Origin of the sequence: Pseudooceanicola pacificus (genome assembly GCF_009789075.1) — a bacterium.
In the GTDB taxonomy this organism is placed as follows: Bacteria; Pseudomonadota; Alphaproteobacteria; order Rhodobacterales; family Rhodobacteraceae; genus Pseudooceanicola; species Pseudooceanicola pacificus.
Genome location: NZ_WNXQ01000002.1, coordinates 348,991 through 373,950, shown reverse-complemented (window position 1 = coordinate 373,950; position 24,960 = coordinate 348,991). Strand labels below are relative to the sequence as shown.

General features: G+C 67.4%; 21 protein-coding genes. 6 read left to right on the top strand and 15 right to left on the bottom strand.

The features are described from left to right. The first annotated feature begins 39 nt into the window (after window positions 1-39). Window positions 40-1,044 (top strand): LLM class flavin-dependent oxidoreductase, encoded by a 1,005-nt coding sequence (locus tag GLS40_RS04785; protein ID WP_160381593.1) that lies wholly within the window; start codon window positions 40-42, stop codon window positions 1,042-1,044. Window positions 1,045-1,156: 112 nt separating this feature from the next. Here GLS40_RS04785 and GLS40_RS04780 read toward each other — a convergent pair whose 3' ends face one another. After that, entirely contained in the window at window positions 1,157-3,562 is a 2,406-nt protein-coding gene (locus GLS40_RS04780; protein WP_160381592.1) for a GcvT family protein, read from the bottom strand. A 104-nt stretch (window positions 3,563-3,666) separates the two neighbouring features. Beyond that, window positions 3,667-4,899, bottom strand: coding sequence for a DUF2254 domain-containing protein (locus GLS40_RS04775; RefSeq protein ID WP_160381591.1), 1,233 nt, complete (start codon window positions 4,897-4,899; stop codon window positions 3,667-3,669). Window positions 4,900-5,065: 166 nt separating this feature from the next. Here GLS40_RS04775 and GLS40_RS04770 point away from each other — a divergent pair, with 166 nt between their 5' ends. Beyond that, the gene (locus GLS40_RS04770; protein WP_160381590.1) at window positions 5,066-7,474 is read left to right on the top strand and encodes a GcvT family protein; all 2,409 of its coding nucleotides are present in this window, start codon (window positions 5,066-5,068) and stop codon (window positions 7,472-7,474) included. 165 nt (window positions 7,475-7,639) lie between these two features. On the opposite strand, the gene lpxB is transcribed toward GLS40_RS04770, so the two are convergent. The 13 genes from lpxB to pyrH all read right to left on the bottom strand — a co-directional run bounded on the left by lpxB (window position 7,640) and on the right by pyrH (window position 19,983). Continuing rightward, window positions 7,640-8,806, bottom strand: a complete 1,167-nt coding sequence (gene lpxB / locus GLS40_RS04765) for a lipid-A-disaccharide synthase (protein ID WP_160381589.1) — start codon at window positions 8,804-8,806, stop codon at window positions 7,640-7,642. Beyond that, complete coding sequence (locus GLS40_RS04760; protein WP_160381588.1) at window positions 8,806-9,600, bottom strand: LpxI family protein; 795 nt, start codon at window positions 9,598-9,600, stop codon at window positions 8,806-8,808. The genes lpxB and GLS40_RS04760 overlap by 1 nt, the downstream gene beginning before the upstream one ends. Then, window positions 9,600-10,403 carry an acyl-ACP--UDP-N-acetylglucosamine O-acyltransferase gene (gene lpxA / locus GLS40_RS04755; protein ID WP_160381587.1) on the bottom strand — a complete coding sequence of 268 codons (804 nt, stop codon included), beginning with the start codon at window positions 10,401-10,403 and terminating at the stop codon, window positions 9,600-9,602. The genes GLS40_RS04760 and lpxA overlap by 1 nt, the downstream gene beginning before the upstream one ends. A gap of 4 nt (window positions 10,404-10,407) precedes the next feature. After that, window positions 10,408-10,872, bottom strand: coding sequence for a 3-hydroxyacyl-ACP dehydratase FabZ (fabZ, locus tag GLS40_RS04750; RefSeq protein ID WP_160381586.1), 465 nt, complete (start codon window positions 10,870-10,872; stop codon window positions 10,408-10,410). A gap of 130 nt (window positions 10,873-11,002) precedes the next feature. Next, complete coding sequence (locus tag GLS40_RS04745) at window positions 11,003-11,629, bottom strand: OmpH family outer membrane protein (protein ID WP_160381585.1); 627 nt, start codon at window positions 11,627-11,629, stop codon at window positions 11,003-11,005. A gap of 4 nt (window positions 11,630-11,633) precedes the next feature. Further along, window positions 11,634-14,003 (bottom strand): outer membrane protein assembly factor BamA, encoded by a 2,370-nt coding sequence (bamA, locus tag GLS40_RS04740; protein WP_160381584.1) that lies wholly within the window; start codon window positions 14,001-14,003, stop codon window positions 11,634-11,636. Between the two features lie 174 nt (window positions 14,004-14,177). Further along, entirely contained in the window at window positions 14,178-14,312 is a 135-nt protein-coding gene (locus GLS40_RS18090) for a hypothetical protein (RefSeq protein ID WP_268892925.1), read from the bottom strand. Between the two features lie 149 nt (window positions 14,313-14,461). Continuing rightward, window positions 14,462-15,805, bottom strand: a complete 1,344-nt coding sequence (rseP, locus tag GLS40_RS04735) for an RIP metalloprotease RseP (RefSeq protein WP_160381583.1) — start codon at window positions 15,803-15,805, stop codon at window positions 14,462-14,464. A 14-nt stretch (window positions 15,806-15,819) separates the two neighbouring features. Beyond that, window positions 15,820-16,995 carry a 1-deoxy-D-xylulose-5-phosphate reductoisomerase gene (gene dxr / locus GLS40_RS04730; protein ID WP_160381582.1) on the bottom strand — a complete coding sequence of 392 codons (1,176 nt, stop codon included), beginning with the start codon at window positions 16,993-16,995 and terminating at the stop codon, window positions 15,820-15,822. A 3-nt stretch (window positions 16,996-16,998) separates the two neighbouring features. Further along, window positions 16,999-17,811 carry a phosphatidate cytidylyltransferase gene (locus tag GLS40_RS04725; RefSeq protein ID WP_160381581.1) on the bottom strand — a complete coding sequence of 271 codons (813 nt, stop codon included), beginning with the start codon at window positions 17,809-17,811 and terminating at the stop codon, window positions 16,999-17,001. Between the two features lie 3 nt (window positions 17,812-17,814). After that, complete coding sequence (gene uppS / locus GLS40_RS04720; protein WP_160381580.1) at window positions 17,815-18,534, bottom strand: polyprenyl diphosphate synthase; 720 nt, start codon at window positions 18,532-18,534, stop codon at window positions 17,815-17,817. 42 nt (window positions 18,535-18,576) lie between these two features. After that, on the bottom strand, window positions 18,577-19,143 hold the full coding sequence (gene frr, locus GLS40_RS04715) for a ribosome recycling factor (protein ID WP_160381579.1): 567 nt from the start codon (window positions 19,141-19,143) through the stop codon (window positions 18,577-18,579). 111 nt (window positions 19,144-19,254) lie between these two features. Then, window positions 19,255-19,983 (bottom strand): UMP kinase, encoded by a 729-nt coding sequence (gene pyrH / locus GLS40_RS04710; RefSeq protein ID WP_160381578.1) that lies wholly within the window; start codon window positions 19,981-19,983, stop codon window positions 19,255-19,257. A gap of 107 nt (window positions 19,984-20,090) precedes the next feature. Here pyrH and miaA point away from each other — a divergent pair, with 107 nt between their 5' ends. From miaA to GLS40_RS04690, 4 genes are all read left to right on the top strand, one after another. Then, on the top strand, window positions 20,091-20,963 hold the full coding sequence (gene miaA / locus GLS40_RS04705; RefSeq protein WP_160381779.1) for a tRNA (adenosine(37)-N6)-dimethylallyltransferase MiaA: 873 nt from the start codon (window positions 20,091-20,093) through the stop codon (window positions 20,961-20,963). A 112-nt stretch (window positions 20,964-21,075) separates the two neighbouring features. Continuing rightward, complete coding sequence (locus GLS40_RS04700) at window positions 21,076-21,888, top strand: helix-turn-helix transcriptional regulator (RefSeq protein ID WP_160381577.1); 813 nt, start codon at window positions 21,076-21,078, stop codon at window positions 21,886-21,888. A gap of 256 nt (window positions 21,889-22,144) precedes the next feature. Beyond that, window positions 22,145-23,788 (top strand): ABC transporter substrate-binding protein, encoded by a 1,644-nt coding sequence (locus GLS40_RS04695; RefSeq protein ID WP_160381576.1) that lies wholly within the window; start codon window positions 22,145-22,147, stop codon window positions 23,786-23,788. Between the two features lie 110 nt (window positions 23,789-23,898). Further along, window positions 23,899-24,948 (top strand): ABC transporter permease, encoded by a 1,050-nt coding sequence (locus GLS40_RS04690; protein WP_160381575.1) that lies wholly within the window; start codon window positions 23,899-23,901, stop codon window positions 24,946-24,948. Window positions 24,949-24,960 lie beyond the last annotated feature (12 nt).

The window sequence follows — 24,960 nt, the reverse complement described above, 5'->3', positions numbered from 1 at the left end:
GACGATCCGGACGCCCGGGCCGATACCGAAGGACATGTCATGCTTTACTCCGTGCTCGATCTCGCGCCTATCGCCGAAGGCTCCGACGCCACGCAGGCCATCGCCAATTCCGTGGCGCTGGCCAAGGTGGCCGAGGCGGAGGGCTACACCCGCTACTGGCTGGCCGAACATCACAACATGCCCGGGATCGCCTCTGCCGCGACCTCGGTGATGATCGGGCATATCGCCGGGCAGACCTCGCGGATCCGCGTCGGGTCGGGCGGGATCATGCTGCCGAACCATTCGCCGCTGGTCATCGCCGAGCAGTTCGGCACGCTCGCCTCGATCTACCCGGGCCGGATCGACCTGGGCCTGGGCCGCGCGCCGGGCACCGACATGAACACCGCGCGCGCCCTGCGCCGCAATCTGCAGGCGCCCGACACCTTTCCGCAGGACGTGCTGGAACTGCTGGCCTATCTCGGCGAGGTCGAGGAAGGCCAGACCCTGCGCGCCATTCCCGGCATGGGCACCAAGGTGCCGCTCTGGATCCTGGGTTCGTCGCTCTACGGCGCGCAGCTGGCGGCGCATCTGGGCCTGCCCTATGCCTTTGCCTCGCATTTTGCGCCGGGCGACCTGGCCGATGCGCGCGAGACCTACCGCCAGACCTTCCGGCCCTCGGAATTCCTGGACAAGCCGCATTTCATGATTGGCGTGAACGTCTATGGCGCCGAGACGGATGCCGAGGCCGCCCGCATCCGCACCTCGGCCCAGCTGGGCATGATCCGCCTGCGCACCGGCACCCCGGGCAAGCTGCCCCGCCCGGTCGACCGGATCGAGGACCACGCCGACCCGGCGCTGATCCGCATGGTCGACAAGGCCGGGTCCATCGCCGCCATCGGCGCGCCCGCCACGGTGCGCGCGGGGCTGGAACGGATCATCGCCGAGCATCAGCCCGACGAGGTCATCGTCGCCGGCCAGATCTGGGACCCGCAGGCGCGGCAGAATTCGTTCCGCATCGCGGCCGAGGCACTCCAGCAGATCGGCGCCGAACCGGCCTTGGCCTGAGGGGCGCCGTCAGGCGAATGCCCTGACGTGGCCGGGTGGCGCGTGCGGCACCGCCGGGTGCGCGCCCGCAGACAGCAGTGGCCCCCGGGCAGCGGCAGACCGAAGCCCCGGATCAGGCCCTCAACCGCGCCCCCGCCGGATCGAAAGGCGGTTCGTGCAGGATGCGGCCCCTGTGCGGCAGGCCGAGGATCATCACCTCGACCTCCGCGCCCGGCTCAACCCCCTTGACGTAGCCAAGCGCCAGGGACTTGCCGACCGAATAGCCATAGGCGCCCGAGGTCACGCGGCCGACCCCCTTGCCCCCGGCAAAGATCGGCTCTCCCCCGGTGGCGTCGGCGGTCGCGGCCTCGACCTCGATCAGCACCAGCCGTTCGCGCGCGGGGTTGGCGAGGGTCTGTTCCACCGCCGCCTTGTTCAGGAAATCCTTGTCGAGCTTCACCAGCCGGTCCAGCCCGACCTCCTGCGGCCAGTATTCGGGGCTGTATTCGCGGCTCCACGAGCCATAGCCCTTTTCCACCCTCAGCGACATCAGCGCGCGCGAGCCGACCGGCCCGCCGCCCGCCTCCTGCGCCGCCGCCAGCAACGCCTGATAGAGCCGGACCTGATCGGCGGTGTCGCAATGCACCTCCCATCCCAGATCGCCGGTAAAGGACACCCGCAGCGCCATCACGCCGATCCCGGCCAGTTCGATCCGCTGCGAGCGCATGAAGGGGAAATCCCCGGTCGCAAGCGAGGCATTGGTCAGCCGCTGCAGCACCTCGCGCGATTTCGGCCCCGCCACGTTGAAGCCGCAGACCGCTTCGGTCAGCGAGGTGAAGGTCGTGCCCCCGGGCAGCGGCACCTGCCGGAAATAGCGCTGGTGATAGCGCTCGGCCATGCCGGACCCGATGACCCAGAATTCATCCTCGGCCAGCCGGGTGACGGTAAAATCCCCCGCGATCCCGCCGCGCACGCCGATCAGCGGCGTCAGGCAGGACCGGCCGACATTGCCGGGCATCCGGTTGGCGAACAGCGCATTCAGCCAGGCCTCGGCCCCCGGCCCCTTCACCCGGTATTTGGCGAAGTTCGAGATGTCGATCACGCCGACCGCCTCGCGCAGCATGCGCGCCTCGCGGCCCACCGGCTCCCACCAGTTCTGGCGGGTGAAGCCCAGGGTTTCCTCGACCCCGGGCGCATCTGCGAACCACAGCGGATGTTCCCAGCCGTAGTTCAGGCCAAAGACCGCGCCCATGTCCTTTTGCATCTCATAGGCCGGGCGGGTGCGGACCGGGCGGCCCGCCGCGCGCTCCTCGTTCGGGAAGTGGATCGAAAAGCGTTTCGAATACTGGTCCTGCACCCGGGCCTTGGTGAACTCCTTGCCGGCCCATGCACCGAACCGGGCGACGTCCCATGCGAACATGTCGAATTTCGACTCGCCCGTGGTGATCCACTCGGCCACCGACAGGCCCATGCCGCCGGATTGCGAAAAGCCGGGGATGATGCCGCAGCAGGCGAAATAGCCGGTCAGCTCGGGCACCGGGCCAAAGAGCACGTTGCTGTCGGGCGACCAGATCATCGGGCCGTTGATCACCCGCTTGATGCCGGCCTCACCCACGGCAGGCACCCGGGCGATGGCGCGCAGCATGTTCTCTTCGATGCGCTCCAGGTCGTCGGCAAACAGCTCATGGCCAAAGCCCGGCGGTGTGCCCTCTTCGGCCCAGAAGCGCATGTCCTTTTCATAGGCGCCGACCAGCAGGCCCTTGCCTTCCTGGCGTAGGTAATATTCGCCGTCCCGGTCGGCGACCGAAGGCAGGCGCCGGTCCATCGCGGCGATCCGGGGAATGGTCTCGGTCACGAAATACTGGTGCTCGGTCGGGACCAGCGGCAGCGTGACACCCGCCATCGCCGCCACCTCGCGCGCCCAGAGGCCCGCCGCGTTCACCACCCAGTCGGTCCGGATGTCGCCCTTGGGCGTGCGCACGATCCAGCTGCCATCGGGCTGCTGTTCGGTTGCGGTCACGGGGGTGAAGCGGTGGATTTCCGCCCCGCGCCCCCGCGCACCGGCGGCATAGGCATTGGTCACGCCCGAGGGATCGACATTGCCGCCGTCCGGTTCGTACATGATGCAGCGGATGCCGTCGAAATCCACCAGCGGGTGCAGGCGCTCGGCCTCGTCCCGCCCGATCTCGTGGAATTTCATGCCATAGAGCCTGGCCTTGGCGGCCTGCAGGCGCAGCTGATGCTCGCGGTTCTCGGTCTGGGCAAGGTAGAGCGAACCGGGCTGGAACACGCCGCAGCCCTGCCCCGTCTCGGCCTCCAGATCCTTGTAGAGCTGCATCGTATAGTGCTGGATGCGGCTGATGTTGGTGCTGTCGTGCAGCCCGTGGATATTGGCCGCCGCATGCCAGGTCGAGCCGCTGGTCAGCTCGTCCCGCTCCAGCAGGACAACGTCGCTCCAGCCGAGCTTGGCCAGGTGGTAGAGGATCGAACAGCCGATGACGCCGCCACCGATGACGACTGCCTGAGCGTGAGTGCGCATGGGGCCCTTCCCGAGTAGTGTCGCGCCACCATCGCGAAAGCGCAGGGGCGGAAATTGCCGGAAACCGTCAGGGACTTGTCCGCCCGCGTCAATCTGTGTCGCTCTCAGACCTGGGCGGCGGCCTCGATCCGCTCCACATCCGCTTCGAAGTCCAGCGCCCGCCCGGCCCGTTCCAGCGCCCGTTCGGCCACCACCCGGGCGGCACTGGCGATGCCGGGATCCGAATGCTCGGCCAGGGCGGCCAGGGCCCGGCGCAGGGCGATCTGGACCTCGATCTTGTCCGACCCGTCGCGCCCTATCGGGTCCAGCGTGTCCATGATCAGCGCCTCGGTATCCAGCCGCGGCACATGCAGGCGGTCGTATTCCAGCACGCTTTCCTCTCCCTTCTCGACCGACAGCAGGACGCGCGCGATCCGCCCCACCTGGTCGACCGCGGTGCCCGGATCGTTGATGCCGGGCGACAGGGCGCGCATCGCCGTCTCGGCCAGGCAGAGCAGCCCGAAATGCGGATCCTGGGTGAAATTGCGCAGCGAGCCGATCAGAACGTTGTCACGGATCGCCGCGTGCAGGCGGTCGTCGTCATGGCTGAGATGGGCCAGGATCTCGCCCGTGTAGACAAAGCGACCAACCGGGATCCCCAGGTAGATGCGGGCGTCGCACTCTTTGGCGGCGGCTTGCAGGCGGTCCTGATAGATCTGCTGCACATATCCCGTGCGCCCCGAACGCACGATCACGGCCCCGTCCGGCACGTCCCCGGGATCCAGAACATGGCCGCCAAGCGCGGGCCAGTTGACCCGCAGCCGCCATGCCTCGGCCGACCGGTCCTCGATCCGCTGCGAGGTCTCGATCAGGCTGCCCAGCAGTTCCAGATGCGAAATCCAGCGCACGATGGCGATCACGATCAGCAACAGGACCATCACCGTGACGGCAAAGAGCAGGACCAGTTCGGCCCCGTGAAAGACCTCGGCGTAGCGCAGGATGATCGCGGCCACGGCATAGAGATAGGCGCCGACAAAGGTGGCCAGCACCGTATGCGTCGTCGTGTCCTCCAGCAGGATCTGGTGGCTGCGCGGGGTCCATTGCGACATCACGTTGCGATGCGCCGCCGCCATCACGGTCAGCGAAAAGGTGGTGACCGTCAGCATGGAATTGGCGATGATCTGCAACAGCTGATCCACCGCCTTGGCCCCGATCATCCCGTCCAGCCCGGGCGGGATCAGCGTGCCGAAGATCTTGGCCAGCGCGACCGCCAGCATCGACATCAGCGCGATCAGGATGACCCGCACATGCAGCAGGCGCGAAAATTCGTGCATTCGTCGCAGAAGTGAGGGAACCATCCGGGCCATCCTTTTGATTTCCAAGCAAAGCTAGCCCGCCCCGCCGCCAGCGCAAGCGGCATTCCGGGGGGCAGGTCCGACACAAGCGACACCAAGTGTCGCCTTTGGGCTTGCTCCGCGCCGCGACCTGGGCTGAGGATCGCGGCAAGTCCAGCAGGGGAAATCCATGAAAACCACAACCCGGGTTGCCGTCATCGGCGGAGGCGTCGTCGGCTGTTCCGTTCTCTACCACCTCACGAAACTCGGCTGGTCCGACGTGATGCTGCTGGAACGGGCCGAGCTGACCAGCGGGTCGACCTGGCACGCCGCCGGCGGGTTCCACACGATCAACGGCGACACCAACATGGCGGCGCTGCAGGGCTATACCATCCGCCTGTATCGTGAGCTGGAAGAGATCACCGGCATGTCCTGCGGCCTGCACCACGTGGGCGGCATCACCCTGGCCGATACCCGCGACCGGTTCGACATGCTGCTGGCCGAACGCGCCAAGCACCGGCATATGGGCCTGGACACCCGCATCGTCGGGCCCGAGGAAATCCGCGAGATCGCGCCGATCACCAATACCGACGGCATCATCGGCGCGCTCTACGATCCGCTGGACGGGCACCTCGATCCGTCGGGCACCACCCATGCCTATGCCCGCGCGGCCCGCATGGGCGGCGCGACGATCGAAACCCATTGCATGGTCAAGGAAACCAACCAGCGCCCCGACGGCACCTGGGACGTGGTCACCGACAAGGGCACGATCCACGCCGAACACGTGGTGAATGCCGGCGGGCTCTGGGCGCGCGAGGTCGGCGCGATGGCGGGCGTCTACCTGCCGCTGCACCCGATGGAACATCACTACCTCGTCACCGACGACATCCCCGAGATCTACGAACGCGGGACCGAGCATCCCCATGTCATGGACCCCTCGGGCGAAAGCTACCTGCGGCAAGAGGGGCGCGGCCTCTGCATCGGTTTCTACGAGCAGAAGGCGCGGGCCTGGGCCGTCGACGGCACGCCCTGGTCCTTTGGCGCGGAACTGCTGCCCGACGATCTGGACAAGATCGACGAGTCGATCGAATTCGCCTATCGCCGTTTCCCCGTTCTGGCCGAGGCCGGGGTGAAACGCGTGATCCACGGCCCCTTCACCTTTGCCCCCGATGGCAACCCGCTGGTCGGCCCGGTGCCGGGGATGCGCAACTACTGGTCCGCCTGCGCGGTGATGGCCGGGTTCAGCCAGGGCGGCGGCGTCGGGCTGATGCTGGCGCAGTGGATGACCGCCGGAGAATGCGAGCGTGACACGACCTCTTTCGACGTCGCCCGTTTCGGCAGCTGGATCACCCCGGGCTACACCCGGCCAAAGGTGATCGAGAATTACCAGACCCGGTTTTCGGTCGCCTATCCGAACGAGGAAAAGCCCGCCGCCCGGCCGTTCCGCACCACGCCGATGTACGACATATTTGACGGCATGGGCGCGGTCTGGGGCCAGCAATACGGGCTGGAGGTGGTGAACTACTTCGCCCAAGGCGACGAACCGCGCTACGAGACGCCCTCCTTCCGCCGCTCCAACGCCTTCGAGGCGACGGCGCGCGAGGTCCGCGCGGTGCGCGACGCGGTCGGCATCAACGAGGTTCAGAACTTCGGCAAGTACACCGTCAAGGGGCCCAAGGCGCGCGAGTGGCTGGACCGCGTGATGGCCGGCCGCGTTCCGCAGCCCGGCCGCCTGTCGCTGACGCCGATGCTGGCGCAGTCGGGCCGGATCATCGGCGATTTCACCATCTCCTGCCTGGCCGAGGGCGATTTCCGCCTGACAGCCAGCTACGGCGCGCAGGCCTATCACATGCGCTGGTTCATGCAAAACATGAGCGATGGCGTGGAAGTCGCTAATATCTCTGATCTTTCCACCGGATTCCAGATCGCCGGGCCAAAGGCGCGCGAGGTGCTGCAAGCCTGCACCCGCAGCGATGTCTCGGCCATGCGCTTCCTCGATGTGGCGCGGATGACCCTGGGCATGACCGACTGCATCGTGCAGCGGGTCAGCTATACCGGGGACCTGGGTTATGAGATCTATTGCGACCCGATGTGCCAGCGCGCCCTCTGGGATACGCTGTCACGGGCCGGTGCGCCCTTTGGCATGAAACCTTTCGGGATGCGGGCGATGATGTCCCTGCGGCTCGACCGGCTGTTCGGGTCCTGGCTGTCGGAATTCTCGCCCGATTACACCCCCGCGGAAACCGGGCTCGACCGGTTCATCGCCTGGAAGAAGACCACCGACTTCATCGGCCGCGCCGCCGCCGAGGCCGAACGTGCCACCGGCCCCGCGCGCCAGTTGCTGGGCTTCACCGTCGCGGCCGAGGATACCGACGTGCACGGCTATGAACCGATCTGGCTGGGGGGCGAGGTTGTCGGCTTCTGCACCTCGGGCGGCTATTCGCACCATCTGGGGCAAAGCATCGCTCTGGGCTTTGTCCCTTCGGACAAGGTCGCACCGGGGCTGGAGGTCGAGATCGAGATCCTGGGCCGGATGTGCAAGGCCAGCCGGATCGACACGCCCGCCTTCGATCCGGACGGGGCACGCATGCGGGGGTGAGGCTCTGAACCGCTCCGCCGGAGCGGATCAGGGCCGCGCCTGCACGGATGCCGGAGTCGTACCGCCGGACTTGCCGGCCGCCGCGCACTCCACCGGATCGACGCGCAGGCTCGCCCGGGGCCGATCACCCGTCGGGCACCCGGTCACCCGGGCCCGGTGCCCCACTCACCCCGCCGAGCGCGCGATTCCCTCGACCACCGCCCGGGCCGCGCGCAGCCCCGGCGCTTCGCCGCCGCGCCCCAGACGCTCCATCGTCAGCTCCATCGCCGCGCGCTGCTCTCCGGGTGCCGCCAGCAGCCCCAGCACGGCTGTTGCGATGGGGGCGGGCTGGCAGGCCTCGCCCAGGTATTCGGGCACCACGCGGGTGTCGGACACCAGGTTGACCAGCGTCACCGTGTCGACCAGCAGCATGCGCCGGATGATCGCCCGGGTGATCCGGTTCATGTCATAGGCGATGACCATCGGCGTGCCCGACGCCGCCAGCTCCAGCGAGACGGTGCCCGAGGCCGCCACCGCCGCATCCGCCGCGCGAAAGGCGGCGCGCTTGGCAGCGGCAAACCCGGCGGGATCGGCTTCGCGCGGGTCCAGCACCAGGGGCTTCACCGGCCAGTCCGCCGTCAGCTCGGTCACCAGCCCCGCCACCGGCCCGGCGGCGGGCAGCACGGGCTGGATGTCGGGCCTATCGGCCGCGATCCGGCCAAGGGCAGCGCCCAGCACCGGGGCCATGCGGCCCACCTCGCCACGCCGCGAACCGGGCAGCAGCAGCAGCACCGGCGCATCCCCCAGCCCGTGGCGCAGGCGAAAGGCGGCGGCCTCGGCCTCGCTCGCCACCGGCTCTGTCACGACCGGGTGGCCGACAAAATCACATGCCATCCCGGCCTCGCGCATATAGGGCGGTTCGAACGGGAACAGCGCCAGCACGTGGTCGATCACCTCGGCCATCTTCACGGCCCGCTTGGGGCGCCAGGCCCAGACCGTGGGGGCCACGTAATGCACCGTGCGGATGCCCGAGCGCGCCTTGACCAGCCGGGCCACGCGCAGGCTGAAATCCGGGCTGTCCACGGTGATCAGCACATCGGGCTGCAGGGCAAGCACCGCATCGGCGGTTTCGCGGATCCGGCGCTTGAGGTGGAAATACTTCGGCAGCACCTCGGCCAGGCCCATCACCGAAAGCTCGTCCATCGGGAAAAGCGAGGTCATCCCCTCGGCCCGCATCAGCGGCCCGGCGATCCCCTCGAACGTCACATCCGGCACGATCTGCCGGAGCCCGCGCATCAGCGCCGCGCCCAGGGCGTCGCCCGAAGGTTCCCCCGCCAGCAGGAAGACGCGCATCAGATCGCGCGGGCGAGGAGCGTGATCCCCGCATCCCCCGCCGCCGCCAGCAGCGCCGCGCGGTCCAGCAGCAGCACCTGCCCGGCGGCCACCACGATAGCCGAGAGCCCGGCCCCGGCCGCGGCGCGCACCGTGTCGGGCCCGATGGCGGGCATGTCGACCCGCAGATCCTGCCCCGGCTTGGGCGCCTTGACCAGCACGCCGCCTTCGGGCTTCAGCCCCGCGGGTGTTGCGGCGACAAAGCGCAGCATGGCGTCGGTGCCCTGCAGCGTCTCGATCCCCAGGCAGAGGCCGCCCGAGACCACCGCACCCTGCCCCACGTCCAGGGGCCCGAGCGCGGCAAGGATCGCCAGCGCGCGGGTCATGTCGGCCTCGGTCGCCGCATCCGGGTCCGGGCCGGCCAGCAGGCCGGGCGTGGCGGTCAGTTCGGGCACCACCTCATGCGCGCCGATGACGGCAAAACCCTGCCCCTCGAACATCGCGATCACGTGGCGCAACAGCCCGTCGTCGCCGCCATGCATCGCGGCCATAAGCCCGGGCAGCAGATCCGCGGTCACCGCATCCAGCCGGGCGGGATCGAAGGCCGGGCGCGTCAGGGCACCGGCCAGCACCAGCCGGTCGACCCCGGCGGCGCGCAGTTCGTCAAACACCGCGCCCAGGGTTTCGAACCGCTGCGCCGCGCCCGAGGTCGGGGCGAGCTGTGTCGCCACCCCCTCGAAGGTCACCACATGGGGTGCACCCGCACGCGCCACGGCCACCGGCAGCGCACCGCCAAAGGCCAGCAGGCCCAGCATCAGACCTTGCCCGGTGTCAGGAACTGGCGGTCGCTGGCGCCGGTCACGAATTCCACGATTTCGCGCACATAGTCGCTTTCGGTTTCCGCACCCAGGCGGCGGGCGCGGTCGACAAAGGCGCCCTCGCCCTGTGCCAGCATCTGAAAGGCCGCGCGCAGGGCGGTGATATCCGACCGGGCCACGCCCTTGCGTTTCAGCCCCACCAGGTTCAGCCCGTTCAACACCCCGCGCGGGGCCTGCACCAGGCCATAGGGAATCACGTCGTTGGTCACCATCGTCACCGCGCCGACAATCGCGCCGCGCCCGATGCGCACCCATTGGTGCACGCCCGAGAGGCCGCCGATGATCACGTCGTCCTCGATGATGCAATGGCCCGCCAGCGCGGCGTTGTTCACCAGGATCACCCGGTCGCCCACCTGGCTGTCATGGGCCACATGGCACCCGGCCATATAAAGCCCGTCATCGCCCACCCGCGTGATGCCGCCGCCGCCTTCGGTGCCGGTGTTCATCGTGACATGTTCGCGGATGCGGTTGCGCCTGCCCACGGTCAGGCGCGTGCGCTCGCCCTTGAACTTCAGATCCTGCGGGATGCCGCCAAGCACGGCAAAGGGATGCACCAGCGTCCCGTCCCCGATCTCGGTCCAGCCCTGCACCACGACATGGCTCATCAGGCGCACGCCCGCGCCCAGTGTCACCTCGGGGCCGATGTGGCAGAAGGGTCCGATCTCGCAGCCGGCGGCGATGCTGGCGCCGTCCTCGATCACGGCAGAGGGGTGAATGGTTGCGTCGGCGCTTACGGCCATGCGGTCACTCCTTCGGCAGGTCCATCATGGCGGTGAACTCGGCCTCGCAGGCCAGCTCCTCCCCCACCACGGCGCGGCCGCTGAACTTCCACACCTTGCCGCCGGGCTTGCCGCGCAGGGTCTCCAGATGCATTTCCAGCATGTCGCCCGGCACCACCATCCGGCGGAACTTGCAGCTGTCGATGGCCATGAAATAGACCAGCATGTTGCGGTTTTCCATGTTCAGCGCGCTGCCCACCATCACGGCGGCGGTCTGGGCCATCGCCTCGACGATGGTCACGCCGGGCATGATCGGCTTGCCGGGGAAATGGCCCTGGAAATGCGGCTCGTTCATGGTGACCATCTTGATCCCGCGGGCGGTCTGGTAGCCCTGGATATCCTCGACCCGGTCGACGAGGAGAAAGGGATAGCGGTGCGGCAGGATGCTCTGGATCCGGTGGATGTCGGCCCGTTGCGGCGCGTCGGTCATAGGAGGGGGTCCTTTCGGGCCGTGGCGTTCGGGAGGGTCCGTCGCCCGCCCGCGTTCATTGCCATCCCCCTAGCAAGACGGCCCTGCCGGGGCAAGCTTTCGACGGGGCGCGGCTGCGCATCTGCACGGCTCAGGGGCGGGTTTCGCCACTGCCACGGGGCGCGGCCTCGCCCGCATCCTGCCCCTCGGGCGCGGCATCGGGTGTCACGCTCAACTCGCCGTTCTCGTCCATCGCGGCGTCGATGCGGCGGATCACCTCTGCGGTCACGTCGACCGCGCCGACGCTGGCAAAGACCGAGCGTTTTTCCAGAATCACGGCGGCGCCGCTGTCGCGCATCATCTGTTCCAGCACGGGCCGCGCGGCTTCGAGGAAATCCAGCTGCGCCGCGTCGCTGCGCTGCGACAGCGCGCGCGCCTTGGCGTCCTGCTCGGAGCGGATGCGGCGCACCTTTTCGTCAAAGGCATCGGCCTTGGCGCGGAATTCCTCGGCCGGGAGGGTGGCGCGCTCCTCGGTCAGGGATTTCTCTTCCTCGATCAGTTGCGCCTCGATCCTGCGGTTTTCTGCGGCCAGCTCGGCCCCGCGCGCCTCGACCTCGCCGGCGATGGAGCGGCCGAGCGAGGAGCGCGCGAAGACCTGTTCGCTGTCGATGGTCAGGATGGGCGAGCGCAGGCCCCGGTCGTCCTGCGCATGGGCGGGTCCGGCACTGGCCAGTCCCGCCGCAAGTCCGAGGGCGCGAAGGATCGGGCCGACGCGCATCGGATCAGAAATCGGTCGAGATCGTCAGATCGAACTTCTGTTCCTTGTCGAAGGTCTCTTTGCGCAGTGCATGGCTCCAGTTGAAGCGCAGCGGACCCACCGGCGTGTCCCAGAAGATCGAGATGCCGACGACATGGCGCAGGTCGGGCCCGTCGTTCACGATGACATTGCCAGCCGCCACGTTGGATGCGCCATCCAGGCCCCAGACGGTGCCCACGTCGTAGAACAGGCCCCCGGAAAGGCCGTATTCGGCGGGCAGGCCGAGCGGGAATTCCGCCTCGAACTGGGCGGTGGCGAAATACTTGCCGCCAAGCGCGTCGTTCACCGAGGCCCCGTTGGTCGCCACGTCGATTTCGCGCGGCCCCAGCCCGTCGGGTTCGAACCCGCGCATGGAGCTGTTTCTGATCAGGAAACGGTCTGTCACCCGGGTCGAGAAATTGTCGATCGGATTGATCGCCCCGCCCTGGAAGGTCGCGCGCAGGGTGACCTCTTCGTTGAGGATCTTGGTCTGGGCGATGGCCTCGGCCTTGGTGAGGATGTATTTCGCACTGCCGCCGACACCGGCGAAGTCCTGGCCAAAGCTCAGCAGCACCCCGGCATTCGGGTTCAGCCCGGTCAGGCGGCTGTCAAAGGAATATTCGTAGCCCAGCCACGAGGCCAGCACCGCGCCTTCGGTCGCCTCGGCCGAGATCACGCCGCCCAGGGCGCCCGAGGGGGTGATATCGGTCTGCTTGATGCCGTAGTTCACATTCAGGGTCGAGCGTTCGGCGATCGGGAAGGTCAGGCCGAAACCGGCATTGATCGTCTCGGTATCATAAGCGGCGAAGTTGTTGTCGGTCTCGCGATAGCCCAGCACGAAGTCGAATTTCACGTCACGGCCAAGGAAGGCCGGTTCCGCGAAGGACAACCCGTAGTTCTTGTCGCTGTCGGCGCCGCTGATCGAGAAGTTCAGTTGCTGCCCGCGCCCGAGGAAGTTGTTTTCCCGGAAGCTTGCCGCCAGACCGAAGCCGGACGCGGTCGAGTAGGTGCCGCCCAGCGACAGCGAGCCGGTGGTCGTTTCGTCGACATTCACATCCACCACGACCTGGTCGGGGCGCGACCCTTCGCGCGCATTCACATCGGCGCTGCCGAAATAGCCAAGCGCGCGGATCCGCTCCGCGCTTTCGCGGATTTCGCGGGGGTTGAAGGGATCGCCCTCGACCACCTTGAACTGGCGCCGGATCACCCGGTCCAGCGTGGTGGTGTTGCCCTCGATGTCGATGCGTTCGACAAAGATGCGCGGGCCGCGGGTCAGCACGAAATCCACGTCGAGAGCAAGGTTGCGCTCGTCCCGGGTGATGCGCGGTTCGACCCGCAGGAAGTTGATGCCCTTCTTGATCGCCAGCCGTTCCATCCGGGCGATGGAGTTTTCCACCAGCACCGGCGAATAGACCACGCCGGGCCGGATGCGCAGCGCGGCCTGGAATTCCGCGGCGTCGGCCTCGGGGATTTCCGAGGTGGTGGTGATCTGGCCGAACTTGAACTGCTGGCCTTCCTGCACGTTGAAGGTCACGAAATAGCCGTCGCGTTCGCGCGCCAGTTCGGCATTCACGCTGGTGATGCGGAAATCGACATAGCCGCGCGAGAAGTAGAAATCCGTCAGGATGCGCTGATCGGCCTGCAGGCGTTCGTCGTTATAGGTGTCCTTGCGGATCAGCTGGCGCAGCAGGCCGGCCTGCTTGCTGTCGACGACACGGCGCAGGCGGCTGTCGGAATAGACCTTGTTGCCGACAAAGCTGACGCGCTCGATCTCGGTATTGCCGCCTTCGAAGATCTCGAACACCAGGTCGACGCGGTTCTGGCTCAGCCGGATGATGCGCGGGGTGACGCGGGCGGTGATGCGGCCGGTCTGGGAATAGGCCTCGGCGATCAGCTGCGCGTCGGCCTCGGCCTTGGAGGGCGAGAAGACGTAGCGCGGGCGGGACTGGACCAGTGCGACCAGGTCCTCGTCCTTGAGCCGGCGGTTGCCTTCGAAGCTGACGCGGTTGACGGTCGGGAATTCCACGACATTGATCACCAGCGTGCCGCCGCGCGGCTCAAGATCGACGGATTCGAACAGGCCCGAGGCAAGGATCCGCTGATAGGCGTCGTTCAGCTCGGCCGCGCTGACCGTCTGGCCCCGCCCGATTCCCGCATAGCTGAGCACGGTGCCGGTCGAAACCCGCTCGTTCCCGGTGACCGAGACGCTGCCGAATCGATAGCTCTGCGCCAAGGCGTCGGAGGGCGCGGATGCGATCCCCAGCGTCACACAGAAGAGAAACAGCACACACCAGCGGCGGGCCGGCACTCTGGAAGCGGCGCGGATGGCAGCCGCGGCCAAGGACTTCGTCAGCATTTCATAGTACCCGGTCAGACAACCCTGTCGGATCGTGAGTATCGGTATTGAATGGGCTTGTCAAAACAGCAAAGCGCGCGGCCCTTTTGGCCCGCGCGCCGACAACGCAAAACGACAGGACACCCCGCTGCTGAAGGGCGTCCTGTCACTCCGGACGGGTCCGGAGGCTGTCTGTCAGGAAAAGATTGTGCCGAGGAACGCGCCGAAGAGCAGCGACATGCAGATCGCCGTGACGTAGAGAATCCGGTCCCAGTTCAACGAGAACAGGAGAGATAGGCTGCTGTAGCCGCTCTGGATCGCTTGTGTCATACCCTTGGTCTTTCCGTCGCGTTTCTTTTGCCCGGCCGTCTGGCACGGGTTCCGGTTCCGTTAGTGCAACGTGAATGCGGCGGAAATCCGGCGCCAATTGGGGCGCAAATATGGCGGCGGCTGCCTGGTCCGGCGTCTTCCGCCCCCGGTCAGGGGCAGAAAATGTCGTTGGTCAGGGCAAAGACCATGACGGTCAGGATCAGCGCCAGCCCTGCGGTCATCAGGATGCGCAGGGCGCGGTCCGACGGCGGGCGGCCGGTCACCGCCTCGAAGGCGTGGAACACCAGGTGGCCGCCGTCCAGCACCGGGATCGGGAACAGGTTCAGCAGGCCCACGGCGGTGGACAGCGCGGCGACGAACCAGACAAAGCTGTCGGCCCCCTGGCTGGCCATCGCGCCCGAAGTCTGGGCGATTCCGATCGGGCCGGTCATGTTGCAGGTGCTGATCGCGCCCGTGATCATGTGCCACAGGCCGGAAATCGAGGATCCCATGATCCGCCCGGTCTGGCGCACGCCGCCCCAGAGACCGTCCAGCACGCCCCTGCTCTCGCGCGCGGGTTCGAAGGCCAGGCCCCCGGCGATGCCGATCCGCCATTCGGTGCGGAACCCGCCCCCGGGCTTTTCCTCGTCGACCCGGCGCGGGGCCAGGGCGAATTCCAGCGGCTCGTCCATGCCGGGCCGGAACACGGTCAGCAGCAGGACACGGCCGTCCGAGCCCTCGACCTGATCCTTGAGCTGGGAGAAGTCGAAGATCGGCGTGCCATCCACGGCGGTGATCACGTCGCCCTGTTTCAGCCCGATGTCATAGGCGGCGGATTGCGGCGCCAGCTGCGAGATCAGCGGCGGGTAGAGATAGGGCCCCGTCACATCCATCAGCGCGCCGTCGCGTTCGACCGTATAGTCCAGTTCGGGTTTCTGCGGCAGGGTGTCGGTGAACCCCTGGAAGGCCGCGGTATCCGCGAAGGCGGGCACCTGTTCGCCCTCGATCGCCTTGATCTCGTCCCCCGCTTGCAGCTGATAGCCGCTTTCGGGCAGCGGTTGCAGGTCGCCGACGGTCAGCGGCTCGGCGATATCCCCGCGCGAGATCATCAGCGCGGCAAAGACGATGATCGACAGCGCAAAGTTGAACACCGGACCGGCAGCGACGGTGGCCGAGCGCGCCCAGAGCGGCGCGCCATGCATCGTGCGGCGGCGTTCCTGCGGGGTCATCTGGCGCACGGCCTCGCCATCCTTGCCGGATGCGGCATCGCTGTCGCCCATGAAGCGCACGTAGCCGCCAAGCGGAACCAGCGCCAGCTGCCATTTGGTGCCCCGCCTGTCGATGCGTGACAGCAGGACGGGCCCGAAGCCCAGCGAAAACACCTCGGCATGGATCCCCGACCAGCGGCCGACGATGTAGTGCCCGAATTCATGGATCGCGACGATGATGGACAGGGCCACCACAAATGCCACAAGCGTCATCAGCGCGCTGCCGAACTCTGGCAGAAATGCCATGCCTTATCCTTTTCCTACCCGTATACCCTGCCATCGATCTGCGCCTGCGCCCAGTTCCGGGACATTTGATCAGCGCGGAGCACGTTATCAAGATCGAAAGCGGCATCAATAAGGCCCGGTTCCGCCTCGGCCCGATCAAGAACGCGTGCAACGATGTCGGACATGGCGGTAAATCCCAGCCTGCCCGCAATGAAGGCATCCAGCGCAATTTCCTTGGCCGCGTTGAACACCGCCCCGCTGAGCCCGCCGCGCGCCATCACCTGCCGCGCAAGATCGAGCGCGGGGTATCGCGCCGGGTCCGGCGTGCGGAATGTCAGCTGCCCGATGGTGCCGAGATCCAGCCGCGCCACCGGCAGCGGCGCCCGGCGCGGCCAGTTCAGCGCATAGCCGATGGCGTGGCGCATGTCCGGCGGGCCAAGATGGGCCATCAGCGCCCCGTCGGCATGGCCGACCAGCGCATGCACCAGCGATTCCGGGTGGATCAGCACCTCGATCCGTTCCGGCGCGATGCCGAAGAACTCGCGCGCCTCGATCACCTCCAGCGCCTTGTTGAACATCGAGGCGCTGTCGATGGTGATCCGCTGGCCCATGGTCCAGTTGGGATGGGTGGCGGCCTGCGCCGGGGTGGCGCGGGCCAGACGCTCCACCGGCCAGTCGCGGAAGGCGCCGCCGGATGCGGTGATGATCAGCCGCTCGACCTCGGCCGGTTCGCCCCCGGCGAGGCACTGGAAGACGGCGGAATGCTCGCTGTCCACCGGCAGGATCGTCGCCCCGCTGGTGGCGGCCTCGCGCATCACCAGGGCGCCGGCGGCAACCAGCGTTTCCTTGTTGGCCAGCGCCAGGGTGCGGCCCTGTTTCAGCGCGGCCAGACCGGGGGCCAGCCCCGCCGCGCCGACAATTGCGGACATGGTCCAGTCGGCGGGCCGCGCGGCGGCCTCGGTCAGGGCAGCGGCGCCGGCGGCGGCCTCGATCCCCGTGCCGGCCAGCGCATCGCGCAGGGCGGGCAGGCAGGCGTCATGCGCGGTCACCGCCAGCTCGGCCCGGAACCGGATCGCATCGCGGGCCAGCTGCGTCACGTTCTGCCCGCCGGTCAGGGCGACGACGCGGTAGGCCTGCGGGTCGCGCCCGATCAGGTCCAGCGTGCTCTGCCCGACCGATCCGGTGGCGCCAAAGATGGTGATCCGCCGCATGGCTCAGCCCAGCCCCGGGGGAAAGCCCACGACCGGCCCCGCCAGCAGCAGGAAGAGCGCGCCCCCCAGCATCCCGTCGAACCGGTCCATCAGCCCGCCATGCCCGGGGATCAGCGAGGAACTGTCCTTGACCCCGACCCGCCGCTTCACGCCGCTTTCGGCCATGTCGCCCATCTGCGAGGCCATCGAGACCGCGATAGACACGCCGACCAGCGCGGGCCCTGCCCCGCTCCAGGCGCCGAAGATCAGGCCGACAATCGCCGCGCCGACCCATCCGGCGGCGGTGCCCGACCATGTCTTCTTGGGGCTGACCTTGGGCCAGAAGCGCGGCCCGCCGATCAGGCGGCCGGCGAAATAGCCCAGCACATCCGTCGCCACCACCACCGCCACCAGCCAGAGCAGCCAGCCAAAGCCCAGATCGTCGCGGATCTTCACCATGCCAAAGGCGGCCAGCAGGATCATCGCGGTGAAGGAGATGAAGATCGTCCGCCGCTGCGGGATCAGCGCGATCCCGGCCATCGAGGGCACCAGCAGCAGCGGCAGCGCCACCGCGGGCGGCAGATAGAGCGCCAGCGCCAGCGCGGCAAAGGCGATGCCGCCCACCTGCCAGGCCAGGCCGCGCTGTCCGGGGGCCACCATATGCGAGAGTTCCCACACCATGCCCGCCGCGATCAGCGCGGCGCCGATGCGGAACCAGTGCCCGCCCGCCCAGATCAGCAGCAGGCCGACACACACCATCGCCGCGCCCGAGGCGATGCGGGGCAGCAGGTCGCCCCACTTTCGGGGGCGCGGGGTATCCTGAGGATCGCCGGTCATGGCTTAGACCTTGACCGCGCCGTAGCGCCGTTCCCGCCCGCCATAGCTGTGCACGAGATTGGCAAAGATGTCGCGCGTGAAGTCGGGCCAGAGCGTGTCGATGAATTCATATTCCGCATAGGCCGACTGCCAGAGCAGGAAGTTCGAGATCCGCGCCTCGCCGCTGGTGCGGATGACAAGATCGGGATCGGGCAGGACATAGGTGTCGAGGTATCGCGGCAGCGTCTCCTCGCCCACGTCCTCGGGGTCGAGCTTGCCGGCCGCCACGTCGCGCGCCAGCCGCTGCGTGGCGCGGGCGACCTCGTCCCTGCCGCCATAGTTCAGCGCGATGGTCAGATTGGTGCCGGTGCATTCGGCGGTCATCGCCTCAAGCTCGTCCATCAGATCGCGCAGCTTGCCGTCCAGCCCGGGGCGGTCGCCGATGAAACGGACGCAGACGTTCTTGTCCAGCAGGGCGCGCGCCTCGCGCCGGATGTAGCTGCGGAACAGGCCCATCAGCCCCGCCACCTCGGATTGGGTGCGTTTCCAGTTCTCGGTCGAGAAGCCGAAGATCGTCAGATACTGCACGCCCAGGTCGGGGCAGGCCTCGACGATCTCGCGCACGCGGCGGGCGCCGGCATGGTGGCCGAACAGCCGGGGCCGTCCGCGCGCCTGTGCCCAGCGACCGTTGCCATCCATGATGATGGCCACGTGCCGCGGACCGGGGCTCTCCGTGCCGGTCATTGCCTGAACCCTCCTCGCCCCATTGTCCGATCCGGAACCGGATCAGACCTGCATGATCTCGCCCTGCTTGGTCTCAAGCAGCTTGTCGACGGCGGTGATGTAGCGGTCGGTCAGCTCCTGGACCTCGCCTTCCCACAGCTTGACGTCGTCCTCGGACATGCCGGCGGTCTTGGCCTTCTTGATCTGGTCCATCCCGTCGCGGCGCACGTTGCGCACGGCGACGCGGGCATGTTCGGCATATTGCGCGGCGACCTTGGTCAGCTCGCGGCGGCGTTCCTCGTTCAGCTCGGGTATCGGCAGCATGATGATCGTGCCGTTGAGCTGCGGGTTGATGCCCAGCCCGCTTTCGCGGATCGCCTTTTCGACCTTGCTGACCAGCGACTTGTCCCAGACGTTGATGGTGACCATCCGGGATTCCGGCACGTTCACCGTGCCGACCTGGTTGATCGGCGTGGGCGAGCCGTAGGCGTCGACCATCACCGGCTCCAGCATCGAGGCCGAGGCCCGGCCTGTCCGGAGCGAGGCGAATTCCGTCCTGAGCGATCCGATCGCACCTTCCATCCGGCGTTCCAGATCGTCGATGTCGATGTCCAAATCTTCGTCTGCCATGGTCATCACCTGTGGTCGCTGTCGCGCGCATCGCGCGGGGTCGTCACTGTCGCGCCGGTTGCGCGGGGTCGCTTTTGCCGCGCCGGTCGCGCGGGTCCGCCCCTCATAAACTCAACTCACCACCCTTGTATAGGTGCCTTCCCCCGCCATGATGCCCCGGAACCCGCCCGGTTCGTCCAGCGAAAAGACGATCAGCGGCAGCTTGTTGTCGCGCGCCAGCGCGATGGCCGAGGCATCCATGACCTTGAGATGCTGCGCCAGCACGTCGTCATAGGTTATCCGGTCATAGCGCTTGGCATCGGGGTAAAGCACCGGGTCCTTGTCGTAGATGCCGTCGACCTTCTTGCCCATGAAAATCGCCTCGCAGGCCATTTCCGAGGCCCGCAGCGTCGCCGCGGTGTCGGTGGTGAAATAGGGGTTGCCGGTGCCCGCGGCAAAGATCACGACGCGCTTCTTTTCCAGGTGACGCACGGCGCGGCGGCGGATGTAGGGTTCGCAGACCTGATCCATCGGGATCGCGCTGACCACCCGGGTGTGCACGCCAAGGGCCTCAAGCGCGGATTGCACCGCCAGCGCGTTCATCACGGTGGCCAGCATGCCCATGTAATCGGCCGTGGTGCGCTCCATCCCCTGGGCCGAGCCCTGAAGGCCGCGGAAGATGTTGCCGCCGCCGATCACCATGCAGACCTCGACACCCATGTCGTGCACCGATTTCACCTCGCGCGCGATGCGTTCGACCGTCGGCGGGTTGAGGCCGAACTGGCCGTTGCCCATCAGCGCCTCGCCCGAGATTTTCAGAAGCACGCGCCGGAAGGTTGTCTTGGGGGGCTGCTCGGCCATGTTGCGCTCCATCTGTCGGGGGGTCTAGGATCGCGGGATATTTGTCGGAAAACGCGGCCCGGTTCAATGCATCATCTCCCCCTTCGGCAAACAAGCGGAGCGACGCCCTGAAACCGCCCGCGGGACTCGACGCCGAACGGCCGGTGCTGATCGCCGGGCCGACCGCTTCGGGCAAGTCCGCCCTGGCGATGGAGATCGCCGGGACGCAGGGCGGCGTGATCGTGAATGCCGACGCGCTGCAGGTCTATGAGAACTGGCGCATTCTGACCGCCCGCCCGTCGCCCGCGGACGAGGCGCAGCTGCCCCATCGCCTGTACGGCCACCTGCCCGGCGACATGGCCTATTCCGCCGGGGCCTGGCTGCGCGACATCGCGCCGGTGCTGCAGGGCGCGCGGGCGATCGTGGTGGGGGGCACCGGGCTCTATTTCACCGCGCTGACCGAGGGACTGGCCGAGATCCCCGAAACCCCGCCCGCCATCCGGCACGAGGGCGACGCCCTGCGCGCGGCCGATGGGCTGGCGCCGATGCTGGCGGCGCTGGATGCGCGCACCCTGGCCCGGATCGACACCGCCAACCCGATGCGGGTCCAGCGGGCCTGGGAGGTCTGGCGCGCCACCGGACGCTCCATCGCCGACTGGCAGGACGAGACGCCGCCGCCGCTGCTGCCGCTCGACCGGGCGCAGGCGCTGGTGGTCGATGCCCCGCGCGACTGGCTGAACGCCCGCATCGCGCGCCGGTTCGACATGATGCTGCGCGACGGCGCGCTGGAAGAGGCGCGCGCCAATCTGCCGGGATGGTCGCCCGCCCTGCCCTCGGCCAAGGCCATTGGCGCGCCCGAGCTGATCGCGCATCTGCGCGGCGAGATGACCCTGGGCGCCGCGCGCGAGGCCGCGACCGTCGCCACCCGGCAATATGCCAAGCGGCAGCGCACCTGGTTCCGCGCCCGGATGCGGCAATGGCAGACCCTGCCCGCCGATTGAGCACCGGCCGGGGAAACAAAGGTGAATCCTTTGTATGCATTTACTTTTTCGTACATTTCGTCCACATTGGCGAAACAATGCGACGTCGGAGAATGGGAAAACGGAACATCCGATGAATTCCCCTGTGCCCCGCCCCCAGCCCTTGCCTCCGCGGCTGACCACCCTGGCGCAACTGTCGCGCGGGACGGCCTGGCGGCTGGAGCTGCAGCATATCGTCGACCAGGACCTGTTCATCTGGACCACGCGGGGCCAGGGCGTGGCGCATCTGATGGGCCGGCGGCGGGGCCTTGGCGTCCACAATGCCCTGCTGGTGCCCGCCGGGTCGCTGCTGGCGCTGGACATCGGGCGTCAGGGCTTTGCCCAGGTGGTGACGATGGCCCCCGGCTCGGTCCCCGGCCTGCCGCGCGAGGCGCAGCTGCTGCGGATCCGCGATGTCCAGATGCAGGGCGAGCTGACCTCGATCCTCGACGCGATGCAGCGCGAGCAGAACGCCAACCGCCCGCTGGGGGACGAGGCCGCGCGGGCCCATGCCATGCTGCTGTCGGTCTGGTTCCGCCGCGCGATGACCGCCCTGCTGGAACCCGACGCCCGGCATTCCGCCTCGGACCGCCTGGTCACCGCCTTTGCCGCTCTTGTCGCGCGCCAGTTCCGCACCGGCAAGTCGATGGCCGCCTATGCCGAGGCGCTGGATGTCACCCCCACCCATCTGACGCGGGTGTGCAAGCAGACCGGGGGGCTGACCGCCGCCGACATCCTGACCGAATGCACCCTGCATGCGGCGCGCAGCGAGCTGGCCGACAGCGACCGCGCCATCCGCGACATCGCCGCGGGGCTGGGGTTTGCCAGCGCGGCCTATTTCACAAGGTTCATACAGCACCATACCGGGCGGACGCCCTCTGCCCTGAGGGTCGGAAAAGCGGCATGATTTCGGGCAGCCGGGCGATCAAAACATCGGGAAATGGTTGCATTGCGACGGCGGGTCGTTTTTGACTGAGACAGATGTCGTTTTCTGACCCGAATATGCCGATAGGAAACATTGACGCATTGCGGCGAATAATGCGGAAATGCGTCAGGCGCGACCCGGGGCCGTTTTTCCCGGTCGTTTCTGATCCAATCAAAAGATGCGGGGCCCTCCGGCACACCGCATCGCAGAAGAACGACTGTGTCACAGGGAGAACACGATGACGCACCCGACAACCGAAGGACGGATTCATCCGGCCGCAACCATGTACGCCGAGGAGTTCAAGGCCGGCCAGTTGAGCCGCCGCGAATTCCTGGCCCGCGCCTCGGCGCTCGGCGTTGCCACGCCGGTGGTCTATGCCCTGGGCGGGCTGGATCAGCCGGTCGAGGCCGCAAGCCACATGACACCCCAGATGGGCGGCACCCTGCGCGTGCAGATGGAATGCAAGGCGCTGAAGGACCCGCGCAACTACGACTGGTCGCAGATGGCGAACTTCAGCCGCGGCTGGCTGGAATACCTGGTCCAGTACAACCGTGACGGCACCTTCGAAGGCCGCCTGCTGGAAAGCTGGGAAGCCAACGACGACGCCACCGAATACACGCTGAAGGTCCGCCCCGGCGTGACCTGGAACAACGGCGATCCCTTCACCGCCGAAGACGTGATCTTCAACTTCAAGCGCTGGTGCGAAAAGGGGGTCGAGGGCAACTCGATGGCCTCGCGCATGACCACGCTGATCGACGAGGCCACCGGCATGATGCGCGAGGGCGCGGTGACCGCGCCCGACGACATGACCGTGGTGCTGAAATGCTCGGCCCCCGACATCACCGTGATCCCCGGCATGGCCGACTATCCGGCGCAGGTCGTGCACCAGTCCTATGACGGCGGCGATCCGGCGGACAACCCGATCGGCACCGGCCCCTTCCTGCCGGAAGAGAACAACCCCGGCGTCGGCCAGGTCCTGGTCAAGAACACCGATCACCAGTGGTGGGGCGAAGGCGCCTATCTCGACCGGATCGAATTCATCGACTTCGGCACCGACATGGCCTCCTGGGTGGCCGCCGCCGATGCGGACGAGGTCGACATGACCTACCAGTCCACCGGCGAGTTCATCGAGGTGCTGGACGCCATCGGCTGGACCAAGTCCGAGGCGGTGACCGCCGCCACGCTCTGCGTCCGCTTCAACCAGAAGCAGGAGCCCTATACCAACGTCGACGTCCGCAAGGCCCTGCAGCTGGCCACCGACAACGCGGTCGTGCTGGAACTGGGCTATTCGGGCCTGGGCACCGTGGCCGAAAACTTCCACGTCGCGCCGATCCACCCGGAATATGCCGAGATCGAGACACCCGATCCCGATCCGTCCAAGGCGATGGAGATGATGACCGCGGCCGGCCATGCCGACACGGAATTCGAACTGATCTCGATCGACGACGAATGGCAGTCGGCCACCTGCGATGCCGTCGCCGCCCAGTGCCGCGATGCCGGCTTCAACGTCAAGCGGACGATCCTGCCCGGTTCGACCTTCTGGAACGACTGGCTGGCCTATCCCTGGTCCGCGACCGAGTGGAACCAGCGTCCGCTGGGCGTGCAGGTGCTGGCGCTGGCCTATCGCTCGGGCGTGGCCTGGAACGAGACCGCATTCGCGAACGAGGAATTCGACACCCTGTTGGCCGAGGCGATGTCGATCGCCGATGCCGGCAAGCGCTCGCAGGTGATGGCCAAGATCGAGACGATCATGATCGACCAGGGCGTGGTCATCCAGCCCTACTGGCGCTCGCTATTCCGCCACTACAAGGACACGGTTCACGGGACCGAGATGCATCCGACCTTCGAGATGCACCACTACAAATGGTGGATCGAAAGCTGATCAGAACCTGAAAGGGGCCGCGCAGGACGCGGCCCCTCTCGCTATCCAGCCGCGCCAGAACCGAGAAGGGCCCAAATCGCCCCCGGTCGCGGGCCAGACAGGGACTCCATATGCTCACGTTTCTCCTGAGACGGACGGGAACGATGATTCTGACGGCGCTGTGCCTCAGCTTCCTCGTGTTCTTCCTGACAAACCTTCCGCCGAACCTCGAAAAGGTCGCGAAATACGAAGGCAATTCCCGGATGACCGACGAAGAGGTCGCGGGATGGCTGGAAAAGAACGGGTTCAACCAGGCTCTCATCGTCCGTTACAGCGAATGGCTGGGCGTCCTGCCCGGCTGGACGCGCGAGGACGCCAACGGCCGGCTTGAGGCCGGGCGCTGCTTTGCCCCGGGCGACGATCCTGAGACGGCGCCCGCGTTCTGCGGGATCCTGCAGGGGGAATGGGGCGTCTCGCGCGTGTTCCGCGAGGATGTGAGCTCGATCATCGCCACCCGCCTCGGACTGACCGGCAAGATGATGCTCTGGGTGATGATCCTCATGGTCCCCTCGGCCCTGATCGTCGGCGTGCTGGCGGGGATGCGCGAGGGCTCGCGCACCGACCGCACGCTCTCGACCTTCTCCATCGCCACCACGGCGACGCCGGAATATGTCTCGGGCGTGATCCTCGTCGCGGTCTTCGCCTCCTCCGCCTTCGGGCTGAAATGGTTCAAGGGCACCGCGACCTCGGCGATGGACAATGCGACATTCGAAAACTTCTTCCTGCCGGTGCTGACCATCGCGCTCTACGGCATGGGCTACATCGCCCGCATGACCCGCGCCTCGATGGCCGAGGTGATGACGGCGCAATACATCCGCACCGCGCGCCTCAAGGGCGTGAGCTTTCCCAACATCGTGATGAAACATGCCCTCAGGAACGCGCTGATCGCCCCCTTCACGGTGATCATGCTGCAGTTCCCCTGGCTGCTGAACGGCGTGGTGATCGTCGAGACTCTGTTCAACTACAAGGGCTTCGGCTGGGCGCTGGTGCAGGCGGCGGGCAACAACGACATCGACCTGCTGCTCGGCATCTCGGTCGTGTCGGTCTTCGTCGTGCTGATCACGCAGCTGATCTCGGACATCGGCTACGTCTACCTCAACCCCCGCATCCGGATCTCGTAAGGAGGGCATGGC